The organism is Glutamicibacter sp. GQ173 (assembly GCF_059759215.1).
In genome coordinates, this window is sequence record NZ_JCAXDT010000007.1 from 48,043 (window position 1) to 64,733 (window position 16,691).

Annotated in this window: 15 protein-coding genes and 1 tRNA gene; 3 read left to right on the forward strand and 13 right to left on the reverse strand. The window is 59.0% G+C overall.

The genetic code is table 11. The features are described from left to right. Positions 1-59: 59 nt before the first annotated feature. Complete coding sequence (locus AC6CHO_RS12085; RefSeq protein ID WP_498215208.1) at positions 60-524, reverse strand: NUDIX hydrolase; 465 nt, start codon at positions 522-524, stop codon at positions 60-62. Positions 525-528: 4 nt separating this feature from the next. Beyond that, positions 529-1,032 carry a prepilin peptidase gene (locus tag AC6CHO_RS12090; RefSeq protein ID WP_498215210.1) on the reverse strand — a complete coding sequence of 168 codons (504 nt, stop codon included), beginning with the start codon at positions 1,030-1,032 and terminating at the stop codon, positions 529-531. Positions 1,033-1,115: 83 nt separating this feature from the next. Between AC6CHO_RS12090 and AC6CHO_RS12095 the strand changes: the two genes are divergently transcribed. Next, positions 1,116-1,895, forward strand: a complete 780-nt coding sequence (locus AC6CHO_RS12095; RefSeq protein WP_498215212.1) for a hypothetical protein — start codon at positions 1,116-1,118, stop codon at positions 1,893-1,895. A gap of 92 nt (positions 1,896-1,987) precedes the next feature. On the opposite strand, the gene phoH2 is transcribed toward AC6CHO_RS12095, so the two are convergent. The 5 genes from phoH2 to mca form a co-directional block, all read right to left on the reverse strand. Continuing rightward, positions 1,988-3,304, reverse strand: coding sequence for an RNA 5'-3' helicase PhoH2 (gene phoH2 / locus AC6CHO_RS12100; RefSeq protein ID WP_498215214.1), 1,317 nt, complete (start codon positions 3,302-3,304; stop codon positions 1,988-1,990). 249 nt (positions 3,305-3,553) lie between these two features. Next, positions 3,554-4,315: an isoprenyl transferase gene (locus AC6CHO_RS12105; protein WP_498215487.1), complete on the reverse strand. Its 762-nt coding sequence runs from the start codon at positions 4,313-4,315 to the stop codon at positions 3,554-3,556. A 111-nt stretch (positions 4,316-4,426) separates the two neighbouring features. Continuing rightward, complete coding sequence (locus AC6CHO_RS12110; RefSeq protein ID WP_498215216.1) at positions 4,427-6,556, reverse strand: thioredoxin domain-containing protein; 2,130 nt, start codon at positions 6,554-6,556, stop codon at positions 4,427-4,429. 32 nt (positions 6,557-6,588) lie between these two features. Continuing rightward, positions 6,589-6,870: a hypothetical protein gene (locus AC6CHO_RS12115; RefSeq protein WP_444660670.1), complete on the reverse strand. Its 282-nt coding sequence runs from the start codon at positions 6,868-6,870 to the stop codon at positions 6,589-6,591. 43 nt (positions 6,871-6,913) lie between these two features. Further along, on the reverse strand, positions 6,914-7,780 hold the full coding sequence (gene mca, locus AC6CHO_RS12120) for a mycothiol conjugate amidase Mca (protein ID WP_498215489.1): 867 nt from the start codon (positions 7,778-7,780) through the stop codon (positions 6,914-6,916). Positions 7,781-8,021: 241 nt separating this feature from the next. Here mca and AC6CHO_RS12125 point away from each other — a divergent pair, with 241 nt between their 5' ends. Both AC6CHO_RS12125 and greA read left to right on the forward strand, forming a co-directional pair. Further along, positions 8,022-8,441 carry a DUF4307 domain-containing protein gene (locus tag AC6CHO_RS12125; RefSeq protein ID WP_498215218.1) on the forward strand — a complete coding sequence of 140 codons (420 nt, stop codon included), beginning with the start codon at positions 8,022-8,024 and terminating at the stop codon, positions 8,439-8,441. Positions 8,442-8,732: 291 nt separating this feature from the next. Continuing rightward, positions 8,733-9,230 (forward strand): transcription elongation factor GreA, encoded by a 498-nt coding sequence (greA, locus tag AC6CHO_RS12130; RefSeq protein WP_060700846.1) that lies wholly within the window; start codon positions 8,733-8,735, stop codon positions 9,228-9,230. Positions 9,231-9,308: 78 nt separating this feature from the next. Here greA and ilvA read toward each other — a convergent pair whose 3' ends face one another. From ilvA to AC6CHO_RS12160, 6 genes are all read right to left on the reverse strand, one after another. Beyond that, positions 9,309-10,580, reverse strand: a complete 1,272-nt coding sequence (gene ilvA, locus AC6CHO_RS12135; protein ID WP_060700845.1) for a threonine ammonia-lyase — start codon at positions 10,578-10,580, stop codon at positions 9,309-9,311. 3 nt (positions 10,581-10,583) lie between these two features. Further along, positions 10,584-11,891 (reverse strand): AI-2E family transporter, encoded by a 1,308-nt coding sequence (locus tag AC6CHO_RS12140; RefSeq protein ID WP_498215221.1) that lies wholly within the window; start codon positions 11,889-11,891, stop codon positions 10,584-10,586. A 186-nt stretch (positions 11,892-12,077) separates the two neighbouring features. Further along, entirely contained in the window at positions 12,078-13,517 is a 1,440-nt protein-coding gene (locus tag AC6CHO_RS12145; protein WP_498215223.1) for an APC family permease, read from the reverse strand. 343 nt (positions 13,518-13,860) lie between these two features. Beyond that, positions 13,861-14,673, reverse strand: a complete 813-nt coding sequence (locus AC6CHO_RS12150) for a Bax inhibitor-1/YccA family protein (protein WP_498215225.1) — start codon at positions 14,671-14,673, stop codon at positions 13,861-13,863. A 261-nt stretch (positions 14,674-14,934) separates the two neighbouring features. Further along, a tRNA-Leu gene (locus AC6CHO_RS12155) sits at positions 14,935-15,019 on the reverse strand. Between the two features lie 117 nt (positions 15,020-15,136). Then, entirely contained in the window at positions 15,137-16,504 is a 1,368-nt protein-coding gene (locus tag AC6CHO_RS12160; protein ID WP_444660676.1) for an NAD(P)/FAD-dependent oxidoreductase, read from the reverse strand. Between the last annotated feature and the right edge of the window lie 187 nt (positions 16,505-16,691).

Below are 16,691 nucleotides of genomic sequence, written 5' to 3' on the forward strand. Positions count from 1 at the left end.
TCAAGAGCATCGGGATGCGGACCAATTGGTCCGCATGCCGATGCTCTTTCCATTTTCAGCTAGGCGAAGTAGCCACCTGGACGAGGCTCCAGCGCCCATGACAAGGCTCGTTCATGCAAGGGCGGCAGCTTTGGACGGTCCCGCAGATCAAAGTAGCCGACTTCGAGATTTTCGTCATCGTTAATACTCGCCTGCCCGGAGAGGTGCCGGGCCTTGAATACGATATCGAGATATTGGGCATGGTCTCCATTGGGATAAACAGTTGGCGCAGTCACTCCCACCCCCACCAAATCGGTGACTTCGCAGGACACCCCGGTCTCTTCCTGGACCTCGCGCTGGGCAGTATGCGATGGCTCTTCTCCCGGGTCGATGATGCCGGCAGGCAAAGTCCACAGTCCGTTATCGGCACGGCGCACCAGTAGAACTCGATCACCGTGGAATACAACAACTTTTACCCCCGAGAGCCAAAGCATCTCATGCCCTATATGTGTTCGCAGCTTGGTGATGAATTCCGGAGTCGCCATGAATTCATCGTGCCACAAGCAGCACCGCAAATGCCCCAATGACCATAAATGGACCAAATGGAACGGCCGACTTCAAAGTCAGCTTGCGCACGATCACTCCCCCAATCACCCAGAGTGTGGCCAAGACAAAAGTCAATAACGTGGCAAGAAACAGCGCAGGCAGAGAATAATAACCCAGGTTTAAGCCAAGGACGCCAGCCAGCTTTACATCGCCCATTCCCATGGCCCCAGCCGAAATCAGGCTGATCAGCAAATATCCGCCACCGAGGAGCAGCATCCCCAGGAATCCTTGCAGAATTCCCGGCAGGCCACCGCTGCTGGCGCCCAAACAGATCACAAGGGCCAGGCTGCCCAGGAGCCACGAGCCCACAAGCCGATTCGGCAGTCGATGGCTGGCGATGTCAGCCTTGGACAGCAGTACTCCAAAGACGCCAAAGCAGAGAAATTGAAGCGCCACCAGGGCACCCTCGATCGGCCCTTCTTGGGCAACGCTCCATATCTGCGACATGTATAGAGCATAGGCATCTTCCCAATGCCATGGGATGGCCAGCTCGCCCTTGTGAATAATTCAGGCACTTATACAATTAGATTATGGACGTGCCTTCAGCTCCGTTGTACTTCCCCGGCTCCCCTGAGCCAGATTCCACCGCGCGGAGAAGATTTCGCGCCCTGGCCCGCTCCGCGCCCTGGCTGAGCACGTCGCTCAAAGTCGAAATCGACATTCCCGATGAGCTGGGCGATCCAGAGCGTGGTCTGACCGGTACAGTGACCGCCAAAATTCGCCAACGCGAAGGAATCGCCGTTCATAATGCCGCGGGCGCGCTGGTCTTCCAGAAAGAGACTTTCAGTGCCCAACGCAGTCGTGGTTATGTGGCCGCCACCAATGCGTCGTGGAAGTTGCCATCAACGCTGATCACACCGGTATATACGACAGATCAGCTAGTGCTCCGCCGCCCGGAGATCGCAGGATTTGATGAGTTGCTGCCCCTGGACTACTGGGCGGCGGTTTTGGATCCGGTGGAAATTGCGGGTACTGAGCCCGCAGCGCAGGACTTGGCCTTTGACCATCCCACCTATATTCATGAACTCAGCGAGATCATGCATGAGGGACGTCCAGCCTTAGCGGCGGTGCTCAGTTCCGGTCACACGTATCAAGCCGCCCTTGCCGATTTCGCGTTGGTTCCCGCTGGCGCGCGCACGCTGCTGGTTTTGGATCTGGGCACCGGCGTTTGCCTTCTGCGCCAGAGACTTTCAGGCCCAGCTCCAGCCGCGCCTGATCTGAGGCTTCGGATTCTGGCCCAGGATGAGTATTACATCAATTCGCACTTCCAGAAGGTTCATTGGCTTGATCAGCCGATAGTGCGCTCGTAGCCGTCTTTCCATTGGTTCCGCACGCAGTTCCGGCTCCCGTGTAGCTGGTGGTTGATCACCCGCGGCACGAGAGCCGGCGCATGTGCCGGAAGCTAGCGCAGCATCGGCGCATCGAGCATTTCGGTCACCAAAGCGGCAATCGCTGACCGCTCGGAACGAGTCAGCGTCACATGGCCAAACAGCGAATGCCCCTTGAGCTGTTCCACCACCGCGGCAATACCATCATGGCGTCCCACGTGCAGGTTATCCCGCTGGGCCACATCGTGGGTGAGCACCACCTTGGAGTTCTGCCCGATGCGCGAGAGCACCGTGAGCAGCACGTTGCGTTCCAGGGACTGCGCTTCATCAACAATGACAAATGAGTCATTCAGGGAACGTCCGCGGATGTGGGTCAGCGGCAATACCTCTAGCATTCCGCGCTCCAGCACTTCGTCGATGGCGTTCTTCGACACGATGGAACCAAGCGTGTCAAAAACGGCCTGGGCCCACGGACCCATCTTTTCGCCCTCCGACCCCGGCAGGTAGCCCAGCTCTTGGCCACCCACGGCGTACAACGGGCGAAACACGGTGATCTTGCGGTGCTCACGGCGCTCCAGCACCGCTTCCATCCCCGCGCACAGCGCCAGAGCTGACTTGCCGGTACCGGCGTTGCCGCCAAGCGAAACAATGCCCACCGAAGGATCCATCAACAGGTCCAAGGCGATTCGCTGCTCGGCGCTGCGGCCGTGCAGGCCAAAAGCCTGCTGATCTCCACGAACCAGCTTGAGGGTATTGTCATCGGTCTTTCGGGCCAGCGCGCTGCCGCGGGGCGAGGTGATGACAAAGCCGGTATTGACGGGCGCTTCGGCCGCCGCGGGCAAATTCAAGAGCTGCTCGCGCTCATACAGCGCTGCCATCGATTCCTCATCCAGGTCCAGCTGCTGTATTCCGGTCCAGCCGGTGGAGGCTATCAGCTCGTTGCGGTACACCTCGGCATGGATCCCCATCGCTGACGCCTTGATGCGCATCGGCAGGTCCTTGGTCACCAGGGCAACATCAAGTCCTGAATCCAGCAGATGCTTGGCGACGGCGAGGATGCGCGCGTCGTTGTCGCCCGAGCGCATGCCCACAGGAAGAACGTCAGGAGCAATGTGGTTGAGTTCTATGCGCAATGTGCCGCCGGCCGATGACACGGGAACAGCCTGGGCAAGTCCCCCGTGACTGGCGATCAGGTCATCGAGCAGGCGCAGGGCCTGGCGTGCAAAGTATCCGAGGTCGGGATCCTTGCGCTTGTGTTCCAGCTCGGTGACCACGGTCAATGGAATCACCACATGATGCTCTTCAAAGTGGAACATCGCTTTCGGATCGGAAAGCAAAACCGAGGTATCAATGACGTAGGTTCGTACGTCCTGTTCGGCAGTTCGGCTCATGGCAGCGCACCCATTCTCGAATCCGGCGTGGGGACTCTCCCCACGCGTTAGTGGGGAAGCCCAACACCGGATGTCCAAGGCGTGTCCGGTAGCTGTACCGGATGGCGCTGCTTTTGGTCATCTAGTGCGGAACCCTTCGATCAGCTGGAGCTGGATGCCCCTGCCTTATGATCACCATAGTCCTTGCGCGGCCACCAGTAAGCAACTTCTGGGTAACGATTATTTAAACTCTGTTCGCCCCATCGGGCGCTAGGCGCCGAACCTGCGTTGGCGATCGGCAAAGTCGCGCAGGGCTCGCAAGAAATCAACACGCCGGAAGTCAGGCCACAGCGCTTCGCAGAAGTAGAACTCTGAATAGGCGCTCTGCCAGGTCAAGAATCCGCTCAGGCGCTGCTCGCCGCTGGTGCGGATGACCAGGTCGGGGTCGGGCTGGCCCTTGGTGTACAGGGCCGATTCGATGTCATCTGTGGAGAGGTTTTCAGCCAGCTCTTCGAGCGTGCGTCCGTCGTGTGCGGCCTGCCCCAAAAGAGCCTTGAAAGCATCCAGGATTTCCCGGCGGCCACCATAGCCGATTGCCACATTCACGTGAACCCCGGCGCGGTTTTCGGTAACGGTTTCCAAAGCCGCCAATTTCTGTGCCAAATCTTCTGGAAGCAGGTCCTTGGCCCCGACCTGCTGGACCTTGACCCGGTTGGTTTCGCCCAAGCGGTCCAGGGTCCCGCCGATGACCTCCAAGAGGTCGCGCAGTTCGCTCGCTTCGCGATTCAAGTTGTCCGTGGAGAGCATGTAGAGCGTGACCATCTTGATGTTCAGCTCTTCGCACCAGTCCAGGAATTCAAGGATCTTGTCCGCCCCAGCCTGATGGCCGGCCATGGTTGGCGAACCTGCAAGCTTGGCCCAACGGCGGTTGCCGTCAACCATGACTCCGATATGGTGCGGAAGCCTGTCGGCTGGCAGTGACTTCGCCAAGCGCCGTTCGTAGTAACGGTACGCAAGGTTGGGAAGCTGCACCGTGGCACTGCCTTTCAATCGAATCCAAAAAGTCTAGGTTCTAAATCTACCGCGAATCCCCCGGCCCTTTGCTGATCTGCCGGCCGCAGCGGCAAAAATGCCGGGCTATTCTCAGTTTCCCGATCCCCCCGCCTGGTCATTGACCCGCAGCAATTCCATTAATTTATCGAAGCCCTCAACTGGCATCTGGCATAGCTCCTCGCGGCACGGCTGGATTTTGAGCCCCGCTGCTTCACCAGCTAATTCGGGCGAGTAATGAACATTCATTCCCATCGCCCAGGCAAGCTTGCGAACCCGCTGGGCTTCGGCAGTGTCCCAGGAGCCCAATGCCAGATAGTGCACGGGAGCAGAAATGATGCTCTGCACTTCCAGGGCGGTAGCCACCTGGGTAGCGGCTTCGGACGCCAACGCTACCGCGTGGGCCGAAAGCGCCCGTGCACTTTCGAGGCCCGCCGCATGGGATTCGGAATAGTTTCCGTCGGCCATGCCCTGCATTGCGCGCAGTGCCAGGGCCTTTGCATAGAGCGCGCCGGCAGCCGGAAGGGCATCGTCAAGCACGCTGACCGCAGCGACGTTGCTGCGCTGCGCGGCAATACGCGCATCGACCTGAATAGCGTCGCGGGGCACCCCGGTAGCCGGATCGACAAAGTCTTCGGCCCTGAGCAGCAGCTGGCTGGCGCGTTGGCCCCACTTCGCCTCGCCGGTAGCCTGCTTCAAGGCCAGGAAGGCGAGGGCCAACGCGGCATAGTCCTGCAAGGTTCCTTCATTATTCGGCGCAGGACGGCCGGCAAAGCTCACCCTGGCCAAGCGACGTGTCTCTTCATCCCAGTGGGTGGCCCACAGCGAGGCCGCAACACGCTCGGCGAGCTCCAGCGCTTTGGGCTCCTCAAGCAGCATGAAGGCATCGCAGAGCGCTTCGACAGCCAGGGCATTCCAACCCGCAACCACCTTTTCATCGCGCACCGGTCGGATGCGCGAGCTGCGCAACTGGCGCAAAGCGCTGATCAGTTCATCGATCGCATCTTGTTCCCCGGGCTCTGGCATCCGGGCGAGCGAGAAGCAAAAGTGCTGCGGATCCTCGGCAATGGGCGCGAAGCGGATCAGCCCTTGTGCCAAACGGGAACGCAGTTGTTCGGTAGCCTGGGTAATCTGCTCGCGGTTGTAGCTGTAATAGGCGCCTTCGATCTGCGCGCCATCGCGTGCTGAATCCGCGTCGAGGGAGGCGGCAAAGGCCGGGTGGGGCCCGGATTCGATCAGCAGTTCTTCATGGAGGAAGTCGATGATGCCCAGGGCGCTGCTTCTGGCCAGCTGCGCCAAGTTCTGCGCCCGTGCAGCAGCCTCGCCACCGGTGCTTGCGGCAACTTCGGATGCCAGCACCGCGCTGCGCGCAGCCAGCGAAAGCAGCCCGGCATTGTCGTAGAGCATCTTTTCAAAATGCGGCACCGACCAGTTTTCATCCACGCAGTACCGCGCGAATCCACCGTCGACATGGTCCTGCAACCCTCCCAGGAACATCGCTTCCAGGCTGGTTGCGGCGGCATTGAAGGCTTCCCGGGCGCTGTCCGGGCGGGTGATGATCGAATGCCACAGCGTCTTCAGCGCCCAGGTGGGCGGGAATTTGGGCGCCGGGGTGAATCCGCCCTCGGCCCTGGTCGTGAGGATCCAGCGTTCGGTGGCCGTGGCCAGAGCCGGCTGGGCCGGTTCCCGGGAGTCCAGGGCCAGCAGCGCGCTCTGCCTGCTGCCGAGTTCTGCCAGGTGATCGGCGAGCATTGCTGCCTGCTCTTCAAGGCCTTCGCGCTTGGTTTCCCAGGCTTCATGCACGGCTTGGAGCACTTGGCTGAACCCCGGGGTGCGTCCGCGGGGTTCTTTGGGGTAATAGGTTCCCGCGTGCACGGTGCGTCCATCGGGCAGGGCAAAGATGGTCATGGGCCAGCCACCAGCACCGGTGAGCGCCTGGGTGGCCATCATGTAGGTATCGTCAACCAGCGGGTGTTCTTCGCGGTCGACCTTGATGGCCACAAAATTCTCGTTGAGCAGCGCGGCGATCTGCGGATCGTCGAATGACTCGTGGCTCATGACATGGCACCAGTGGCAGGCGGCGTAGCCGATGGACAGCATCACCGGCACATCTCGCAGGCGGGCCTGTTCGAAGGCTTCATCCCCGTAAGGGAACCAGTCGACTAGTTGGTGCGCATGTTGTCTGAGATATTGGCTGGCAGCGCCAGCGAGTCGTTGAGCCACGCTTTCATGCTATCGCGTGGCTCACACCGCAGCTACCGGGCTTCGTCGGTCTTCGGGTCGACCGGGCCCTCGGGTTCTTGCAGGTTGCGCTGCTCGCCCTTGGCCACCATATCCTGCTGCTTGGACTCCGCTTCGGAGGTGTAGCGCACGCGGCGCACACGACGGACCATGTCGCGGATCAGGAAGATCACAGCGATGACCATGACTGCGGTGAAAATGAAGCCGAGGAATCCGGGACCGTAGTCACTGCTGGTCTCCGTGCCCAACTTGGTGGTCTGAGAAGCTACGGCCAAGGACGCGAAGATCGTACTCACGATGTACAGACAACTCTTTTCTGGAACGAGGAAGTGCTTATTGCTATCTTAGTCCGGCGAAGAGGTCGGACTCGGGCAAATCGGTGGATACCTTGGATGAGATCAAGGTGTAGTCCTCCCATGGCCAGTGCTCAGCGTAGACGTGCTCCGGCACCGCGAAGAAGAAACCTTCCGGGTCAATCTGGGTTCGGTGGGCTAGCAGCGCCTGATCCCGCTGCGAGAAAAAGTCTGCGCAGTGAATCTGGGTGGTCGTGGTATGTGGCGAAACCCACTTGAACATCTGGTTGTCCTCGTCCGCTTCCCATTGCGCGACCCGTTCCGCATACGGCGAATCGTAGCCGGCTTCGATCATCGCGTAGTGCAGGGCGCGGAAGCGGTCCGGCGCGAAGGCGCGGTCGTAGTACAGCTTGCTGACCGACCATGGCTCGCCCAGCTCCGGGTACATCCCAGGATTCGCGGCATGCTCGAAGGCGAAGGTCGCCACCTTGTGGCTGTGGATGTGGTCCGGGTGCGGATAGCCGCCATTCTCGTCGTAGGTCGTGATGACATGGGGACGGAATTCACGGATCAGCTTGATGATGCCGGCAGCGGCAAACTCGACCGGCTGCAGGGCAAAAGCGCCAAAAGGCAGGTCGGGCAGCGGGTCGCCTTCGGGCAATCCGGAGTCCACATAGCCTAGCCAGCGGTGCTTAATGCCGAGCACCGCGGCAGCTTCGGCCATCTCGGTGCGGCGCACGCCGGGCAGATCGCGGTGCGCGTGTGCCAGTTCTCCGGCTGCCGCGTTGAGAATGTCTCCACGTTCGCCGCCGGTGCAGGAAACCACCATCACTTCTGCGCCTGCATCGACATAGGCAGCCATGGTGGCAGCGCCCTTCGAAGATTCATCATCGGGGTGCGCGTGAATAGCCATGAGCCGGAGCCCCTGCGATGGGCCAATTTTCTTCACGTCGTGAATCTCCACTGATCTACTTTCCTTCGCCACTATGCTGAACAGCGGATTTTTGAGAATACTGTTCACCATTGATATCAACTGATACTCGACTGCTGGTTATTCCCAATTCAGCTCAGGCGGTAAACTTGTTGAAGGAACCAACATACGGCATTCCCAGTTCAAATGCCGCCCAGGCACAGAGAGTGGTGCAAGACAAGTAATGTCTGATCCAAGCTTAACGGCTCGCTACAACAACCCCAAGAAACGCAGCCTGAGTAAATCCTCGCGCAATTGGCTGATCACTTCGGCCATTGCTCTTGGCGTGGCCGGCGCCGCCTACATTGGGTTTAGCAACTACAGCGCCATTACCGCCCAGGACATACATTATGAGGTCGTTTCGCCGACCTTGACCAAGACGACCATCGCCGTGGAATACAACGCCAAGGATCGTGTCCAATGCGATATCCGCGCGATGAACGAGTCCAAGGCTGTTGTTGGCTACAAGACGATCCTGCTTGATCCGGGAGAGGCCACCGGCCTGATCAATCAGCAGATCGACGTCGATCTGCATACCGATAACCTTGCGGTGACCTCTGGCGTCGAAACTTGCTACGTGGTTCCCCAGGACTACAAGGGTTAATATTTCAGCCCGTTCATTCCCTAATAGCTGAATCTATTGGGCTTAAAGCGTTTTGGCGACTACTATCGTTGAAAAGATACGTTTCGCCCCGCATCCGCGATTGGTCCTGGTTTAAACCAGATCATGAAGCTGGCGGGGTCTTTGCTTGCATCAATAGAACAACGTAAGCCCGCAGATCCGTACCGAATCCGACTTCGTCGACGCCACCGTTCAGGTGGCGTTCGGCTTTGAGGGGCTCTTTGCAGTCCACCAAGCCACAGCGAAGTCCTAACTGACCAAAGGAAGTACAACGTGAGCACCAACAGCAACGAACCTGTCGTTTGGCTGACTCAGGAAGCCTTCGACCGGCTCCAGAACGAACTGACTTTCCTCTCAGGCCCGGGACGCGCCGAGATCGTTGCCCGTATCGAGCAGGCCCGTTCCGAAGGCGACCTGAAGGAGAACGGCGGCTACCACGCTGCCCGTGAAGAGCAGGGCAAAGCAGAAGCCCGCATCCTGTACTTGAAGGACCTGCTGCGCCGAGCCAACGTTGGCGAAGCGCCTGCAGATGACGGAATTGTCGAACCGGGCATGATGGTTGTCGCGAGCATCGCTGGCGATGAGACCACCTTCCTGTTTGGCTCCCGCGAAGTCGCTGGCGACACCGATTTGGAAGTTTACTCCGAGCAGTCGCCAATCGGCGTTGCCGTGCACGGCGCCAAGGTTGGCGACAAGCTTTCCTACGTGGCTCCCAACGGCCGCGACATCAAGGTTGAAATCATTTCGGCCAAGCCATACGAAGCTTCCTGATACTGCTTCAAGCTTTAAAGTCCTCGCCGGCTGCCAGCTCAAGGAGCTGGCAGCCGGCGAGGACTTTTTTGCTATAGATCAGGCGACGGATCCGCCAGCGTTATTGGTGATCTGCGGGTCAAAGCCCTCGGCCCGGAGGTTATTAAGCACGGCCTTGGAATGCTCATGGCCCTTGGTTTCCAGATCGATGGTGATTGCCACGTCGCCCATCGATAGCGAACCACCGATGCGCGTGTGGTCCAGGCGGGTGACATTTGCATCGGAGTCGGCGATGATCCGCGAGATCTGTGCCAGGGCGCCGGGGCGGTCTGGCAGCATCATGCGGACGGTCAAGAATCGTCCAGCAGCAGACAAGCCTCGCTGGATCACCTTGAGCATCAGCAGCGGGTCGATATTTCCGCCCGATAGGATCACCGCGGTGGTTGCCGGGTTGATGCCGTGCTCTTCCAGCCGGTTTTCCAGGAGGGCGGCGACGCCCACTGCGCCGGCCGGTTCAACTACCAGCTTGTTGCGTTCCAAGAGCACCACCAGCGCGCGGGCCAGGGCATCTTCGGAAACGGTCACCACGTCGTCAACGAGCTCCTTGATGATGGTAAATGGCAACTGGCCTGGCTTGCCGACAGCGATGCCGTCAGCGATGGTGTGCACGGTGTCCAGTGGCACCAGGGCATCGGCAGCCAGGGATGGAGGGTAGGCCGCGGCGTTTTCAGCCTGCACGCCAATGACCTTGATTTCGCGGCCCAGCTCGCGGGCCTTTTCTTTCAGGGCTATGGCCACGCCTGCAAGCAGTCCGCCGCCGCCCACGCCCATCAGCACTGTCTCCACTTCTGGAAGCTGCTCCAGAAGTTCCAGGCCGATGGTGCCCTGTCCGGCAATGATGTCCGGGTGGTCGAAGGGATGCACAAACACGGCACCGGTTTCGTCGGCGTAGCGCTGGGCTTCGGCCAAGGCCTCGTCAACGGTATCCCCGAAGAGCACTACCTCTGCACCGTGGTCGCGGGTCGCGGTGAGCTTGGGAAGTGCGACGCCACGCGGCATGTAGATGCGCGCTTTGATCCCCAACTGGCTGGAAGCTTGTGCGACGCCCTGGGCGTGGTTGCCCGCTGAGGCCGCGACCACGCCGCGTGCCTTCTCTTCAGCGCTGAGCTTGGACATGCGCACATAGGCTCCGCGGACCTTGAAGGAGCCGGCACGCTGCATATTTTCGCACTTCAGGAAGACCTCGGCACCAATGTGCTGGGAGAGTACTCGTGAATGCTCCACTGGAGTCAACGCAATAACGGGTTTCAAGACCTGTGCAGCTGACTCGATATCTGCCAGGGTGACCGGCAACGTAGTTTCTGTGGTCATGGGTTATTCCTCATCTGCTGTTGTCTCAGGTTGCCGGTTCTCCGGCGAGGTGTGGGTTTCAGGGGCGCCCGGGCTGGCCGGCGTTTGCGCCGCCACGGTTTTTGCTGGTTGTTCCGGGGGCAGCTGGATGCCGTAATGCTTGAGCACGAATTCGTCGCTCTCCCAGGCCCTGCCGGAGAGGTATTTGACCACCGCGTTGAGCACCGCCAGCAGCGGCACTGCAAAGAGCGCGCCGGGGATTCCGGCGAGCATGGTTCCGCCCGCGACGGCCAGCACGACGGCCAGCGGATGCAGGCTGACGGCCTTGCCCATGATCAGCGGCTGGAGAATATTGGATTCCGCCTGCTGGACAAGGAGCACAACGGCCAGCATGATCAACGCATTGACCCATCCGTTGGCCACCAAGGCGAGCAGGACGGCCAAGGCGCCGGTAATCAATGCACCCACCACAGGGATGAAGGAGCCGATGAAAACCAAAACGCCCAACGGCATGGCCAGCGGGACACCGAGGAAGAAGGCGCCAAATCCAATGCCAATGGCATCGATGAAGGCGACAAGCATCTGCACTCGCACGTAGCTGACCAATGAGGCCCATCCACGGGTGAGTGCTCCGTCCATTGCTGGTCGGGCCCGGCGTGGCAGGAGGTTCACCAGGAATAGCCCAATTTTCCGCCCGTCGAGCAGCAGGAAGATCAAGACAAAGAGGGCCAGCAAAGTTCCGGTGAGGAACTGGCCAATGAACGAGGTCCAGCTGATGGCTTCGCTCAGGATGTTGGTGGCGTTGCCTCGCAGCTGGGCCAGGGCATCATCCAAAACGCCCTGCAGGTCATCGTTGGTGAGCTTCAGCGGACCGTTGAACAGCCAGTCCTGGACCTGTTCGATGCCAAAGAGTGCTTGGCTCCACAAGGCGGTAAACCCCGCTGACAAGCGTTGGCCAGCAAGCGACAGTCCGGCAATGACCAACACCAGAAAGCCGATGAGCGTAATGCCCACGGCAAGGCCGCGGGGTACCGCCAGCTTGCGATTCAAGGCATTGACCACGGGAGAAAGAAGTCCGGACAGCAACGCTGCAACAAGTACCGGAATCACCAGGAGGGATACCTTGGACAGGGCCCAAACCAGCACGCCCAGGGCGGCTACGATGATCAGGAATCGCCACGCCCAGCTGGCCGCGAGGCGCATGGCATAGGGCATGTCTTCGGCGCTTTTGAAGTCGACAACTTCGGCGCGCGGCTCTGCTGGTTTTTCTGCGGACTTGCCCGGAAGGGAGACGCGAATACGTCGCAAACGTTCCAACCGGCTACTCTTCATGCAACTACGCTACCGCGTTTGATTCCTTGCTACTTGATCCATGTCGGAAATGTGACAAAAAACAAGGAGCAGTGCCCGATTTGGGCACTACTCCCTGTTTTCTAGTTCAATATGTTTATCGACAACCCCAGAAATGGCCAGATTGTTCATCCCGGTACCGTCGATTGTTCCTGCGGTGCTCGTCTGCTATTTCCGCCGTGCTCGCACGGCCATGAGCACCTGCTCTTCGGCATCGATGCCCGGGGCGATACCCCCAGGAACCTTGAAGAAGAACACTGCGCCAAGTACCCACCACACGGCAAAAATAACCCATGGTTCCCAGCTCAGCGAAGCGGGCATTCCCGGCATATAGAGACTAAACAGTGCTGCCGTGAGGATGACCGACGCCCAGCCAATGACCAACCCGCCCTGGCCATTGCCGCCCACCCTCAGCGGCCGGTCCATCTGCGGTTCCTTCCTCCGCAAAACCAGGAAGGTTACCGACACCAGCAGGTAGGCCACGATAATGCTCGGGGCGCCGGAATCCACCAGCCATCCGAGCATCTCAGCGCCGAAGAATGGTGCGATCATCGAAATGCCGCCGATAAAAATCAGTGCATTGGCCGGGGTGCGATACTTCGGGTGCAGCTGGCCGAACCACTCTGGCAACATGCCGCTTCGCGCCAATGAATACACCAGACGAGAGGCCCCGAGAAGCAATGAATTCCACGAGGTCAGGATGCCTGCGACGCCACCGGCGATGAGCACCTTGGCCATGAAGTCTGAACCGAACAGAGCACCAAATGCGTCCGCCGTGGCAATATCGACACCGGACAATTGATCAGCCGGCATGGCGGAGGAGGTAGTCAGCACGACCATGACGTACCAGATGGTGGCAAGTACGACGGAGAAGACCACGAGCTTGCCAATTTGCTTGGCAGGGATATTCACTTCTTCCGCCGACTGGGGAATGACGTCGAAGCCGATGAACAGGAACGGGACTGCCACCAATACGGCGAAGAACCCGCTCATTCCGTTGCTGAATAGCGGCTGCATATTCTGCACTTCGCCTCCGACAAAGGATCCAGCGATCAGCAGGGCGCCGATGGCCAACAGGAAGATCACCACAAAGGTTTGCAATGCTCCAGCGTGCTTGACGCCTCGGATATTGATCCACGTAATCACGATGGCAGCAAGCACGCCAACCAGCGCCCAGGTGAGATTAACTTCGAATCCGGCGACCGTCCACAACGGGATCTGCGAAATCCCGGGCAAGATGTACTCCACAGTGCGGGGAAATGCCACGGCTTCGAAGGCCACAATAGTGACGTATCCGCCGGTGATAGCCCAAGATCCAAGGAATGATGGCCGGGGCCCCAATGCACGAAGAATGAAGTTGTGCTCGCCACCGGCCTTGGGCATCGCCGCGGTAAGTTCTGCGTAGGCTAGCCCGACAACACCCATGATGCCGCCACCGACAATCATGGCGACAACTGCTCCCATGGTGCCCGCATTTTCTAGCCAACCGCCGGTCAGGACGACCCAGCCGAAGCCGATCATCGCGCCAAACCCGAGAGCCAAAGCGTCAATATTGCCTAGCGTTTTAACCAGGCCAGGTGAGCTGTTTGGTGCATGACTGGTGCTCATAATCTCTCCCTCGTCGAAATGCGTGTGATGTGGAGAATCATAATGAGTCTGGATGCTCTTTGGGGCCAAATTTGCAGAAATTCAGGCGTTCTTCAGTCCATGAGTCGCCGTCTGGGACATCACACGTCGGCGGAATGCCAGCCCATTTCCTGAATATCCGATGATTCACATCACCATGGCATGCGGAATTGTTACGGCGCCGTCGCAGTCCCCGTCCTATTTTCATGTGCGTTTGTTGACGATAGGGAGATCTCCGCCGGTCGCTGCTACTGGCCTGAATCCACTTTGAGGCACTAAAAAGGACCAGCACCCGCAGGTGCTGGTCCTTGTCAGTTTTCAGTTATTAGTCGTCGCCACGCAGGATGGCCAGGATGCGCAGGATCTCGGTGTACAGCCAGATCAAAGTCATGGTCAGGCCGAAGGCACCGCGCCACGCCATGATGGCAGGAGCACCCTGGTTGGAGAGTTCCTCGATCATCGTGAAATCGGAGACCAATGCGTAGGTGGCCAGCAAGACCGCTACAACACCGATAACCAGGCCAAGTACCCCGCCGCGCATGCCGAACATTCCGTCGATGACGCCGGTCATCATCAGGACCATGTTCAGAAGCGAGAAGACGACCAGGCCGATCATGCCGATCATGAAGATCTTGTTCAGCTTCGGAGTCATCCGGTACTTGCCCGAGCGGTACAGCGCCAGTGTTACACCGGCAACACAGAAGGTTGCCAGTACGGCCTGGATAGCGATGCCCTGCATTCCCTGGCGCGATTCCAGGAAACCGGACAGACCTCCGAGGAAGAGGCCCTGGGCTGCGGAATACAGCAGAATCAGCGCTGGCGATGGGCGCTTCTTGAAGACGTTGACCAAGCCGAGGACAAAACCGACCAATGCTCCTGGGAGCATCAAGGCTGGCATGATCCAACCGGCTGCTGCACCGATCACAACGAGGGCGAGGCAGAACACGGTCTTATTAATCGTGTCGCCAATGGTCATGCGACCCATGTCGGCACCGGTAGCAGCAGGCTGCTGGTACATGTGCTGCAATTGGTCAGAGCTCATATTGGCGTTGTCACGGAATCCAACAGGACTTCCGGGCTTGGTCCCCCAAACCTCTGATTGGCTGTTGGAACCAAAAATCGGGTTGCTCAACGTCATTCCCCCATAGATTGCGATTGTGCAGCTCGCGGCTCGCGAGAGTTCGTTGCTGTTAATCCTATTGAGCATGCCTGTGAATTCACTCAGTCGGAAGGATGATATTGGCCGATTCTCCGGGGAAAAACTACTCTCTGAGCGATATTCTTGAAAATTCTACCGAACATGGGGCGGCAATGGCTGTCTTTGGTCCCGTTACGCGGAGTCTCCAGAAAAAACTAGGCCCCTGCTCCCCGGCAATCGGGACAGCAGGAGCCTGAATATTGGTACCCCCAGTGGGACTCGAACCCACAAGCCTTGCGGCAGCTGATTTTAAGTCAGCCGTGTATGCCAATTCCACCATGGGGGCAAGACTCTCAAATCTTACGTGATCGTGAAAGCAAATAAAAAATCCGCTCTACGCAAGTGTGCGAGGGGCTGATTAGCTCAGCCCCTCGCCATTTAGTCGATCACCTAAGCCTTGCGCCTACTTCTTCGGCTTTGCCGACTCTTCGAAAGCAGTGCGTGGTGCTTCGAGGTTGTTCAGCTGCAGTGCATCGCGCTTGAAGAACAGCGCAACCAGCCAGTCGCCGACAACGCGGAACTTGCGCTCGAAGGTTGGCATGGCCATACCGTGGTAACCGCGGTGTGCCATCCATGCTGGCCAGCCCTTGAGCTTGATGCCAACAACCTTGGCTACACCCTTGTTGCGGCCAAAGCCGGCAACTGCGCCGAGGTTTGCGTGCTTGTATTCCTTGATCGTGCCAACACCGTAGCGGGCAGCGTAAAGGTTCTTTGCCAACAGCTTTGCCTGGCGCACAGCGTGCTGGGCGTTTGGAACGCAGGTACCGTCTGGCAAGCCACCGGTAACGTCCTTGACGGCCGAGATATCGCCGGCAGCCCAAGCGCCTTCCAGCGGTTCGCCGTTGGCGTCCTTGATGCGCAGGTCGGTGCGGGTCTCGATACGGCCGCGCTGCTCAATTGGGAAATCGGTGGAGCGAACCATTGGGTTAGCCATAACACCGGCACACCAGATCAGGGTGTCTGCGCCGAACTCGCCCGCTGAGGACTTGTCAGCCATGTTGATCAGCTCGAGGTTGCCATCCACTGCGCTATTGAGCGAGGTGTTCAGCAGAACCTCTACGCCGCGGCTGCGCAGGTGCTCAACGACCCACTCGGCCTGCTGCTCGGTAACTTCTGGCATGATGCGGCCCATAGCTTCAACAAGAACGAAGCGAGCTTCCTTCTCATCGATGCGGTCGTTGAGCTTGATCAGGTGGCGAGCCATGTCTTCAAGCTCGGCAATGGTTTCGATACCGGCGAAGCCGCCACCGACAACCACGAAGGTCAGTGCGCGCTTGCGAGCTACTGGGTCGGTCATATTCGAAGCGGACTCGATGCGCTCGGCAACCTTGTTGCGCAGGGCGACAGCCTCTTCGATGGTCTTCAGGCCAATGCCGGTTTCAGCCAGGCCGGTGATTGGGAAGGTACGGGTGATCGCACCAGCCGACATGACAATGTCGGTGTATTCCAGCTCGAACTGCTCGCCGTTCTCTGGAGCGACGACAGCCTTCTTGTTGGCGTGGTCGATGCTCAACACGCGGCCGTTAACCAGTTCGGAGTGCTTCAGGTGCTGGCGGTGGGAAACCACTACGTGGCGTGGTTCAATCTGGCCACCTGCAACTTCTGGCAGGAATGGCTGGTAAGTCATGTATGGGTTCGGGTCGACAACGGTGACGATGCCGCCGTGTGCCTTGACCTTCTTCTGCAACTTCATCGCGACGTACAGGCCAACATAGCCACCGCCAACGATAAGAATGCGCGGACGCTTCTGGGAGGATTCAATGATCGACATACTCTTGATTCTACGCGGATTTTCCGAGTTAGTGAAAACATTCACTAACTATTTACGTCAGATGTGTCACGTGGAGCTAACCGGCCGGTTTTCGGGTGTGAATACCGGCTATGACCGCATCGCTTCGCGGTTGGCGGGCACAACAAAAACTGGGGCGAAACCCGTAGGTTTCGCCCCAGCCTGGAGA

Bases quoted from the DNA above. Each gene is read 5' to 3' on its own strand.
- AC6CHO_RS12090 (WP_498215210.1), bottom strand. From the start codon at position 1,032: ATGTCGCAGATATGGAGCGTTGCCCAAGAAGGGCCGATCGAGGGTGCC.
- AC6CHO_RS12125 (WP_498215218.1), top strand. From the start codon at position 8,022: ATGTCTGATCCAAGCTTAACGGCTCGCTACAACAACCCCAAGAAACGC.
- AC6CHO_RS12085 (WP_498215208.1), bottom strand. From the start codon at position 524: ATGGCGACTCCGGAATTCATCACCAAGCTGCGAACACATATAGGGCAT.
- mca (WP_498215489.1), bottom strand. From the start codon at position 7,780: ATGGCTATTCACGCGCACCCCGATGATGAATCTTCGAAGGGCGCTGCC.
- AC6CHO_RS12095 (WP_498215212.1), top strand. From the start codon at position 1,116: ATGGACGTGCCTTCAGCTCCGTTGTACTTCCCCGGCTCCCCTGAGCCA.
- phoH2 (WP_498215214.1), bottom strand. From the start codon at position 3,304: ATGAGCCGAACTGCCGAACAGGACGTACGAACCTACGTCATTGATACC.
- AC6CHO_RS12145 (WP_498215223.1), bottom strand. From the start codon at position 13,517: ATGAGCACCAGTCATGCACCAAACAGCTCACCTGGCCTGGTTAAAACG.
- AC6CHO_RS12140 (WP_498215221.1), bottom strand. From the start codon at position 11,891: ATGAAGAGTAGCCGGTTGGAACGTTTGCGACGTATTCGCGTCTCCCTT.
- AC6CHO_RS12160 (WP_444660676.1), bottom strand. From the start codon at position 16,504: ATGTCGATCATTGAATCCTCCCAGAAGCGTCCGCGCATTCTTATCGTT.
- AC6CHO_RS12150 (WP_498215225.1), bottom strand. From the start codon at position 14,673: ATGACGTTGAGCAACCCGATTTTTGGTTCCAACAGCCAATCAGAGGTT.
- ilvA (WP_060700845.1), bottom strand. From the start codon at position 10,580: ATGACCACAGAAACTACGTTGCCGGTCACCCTGGCAGATATCGAGTCA.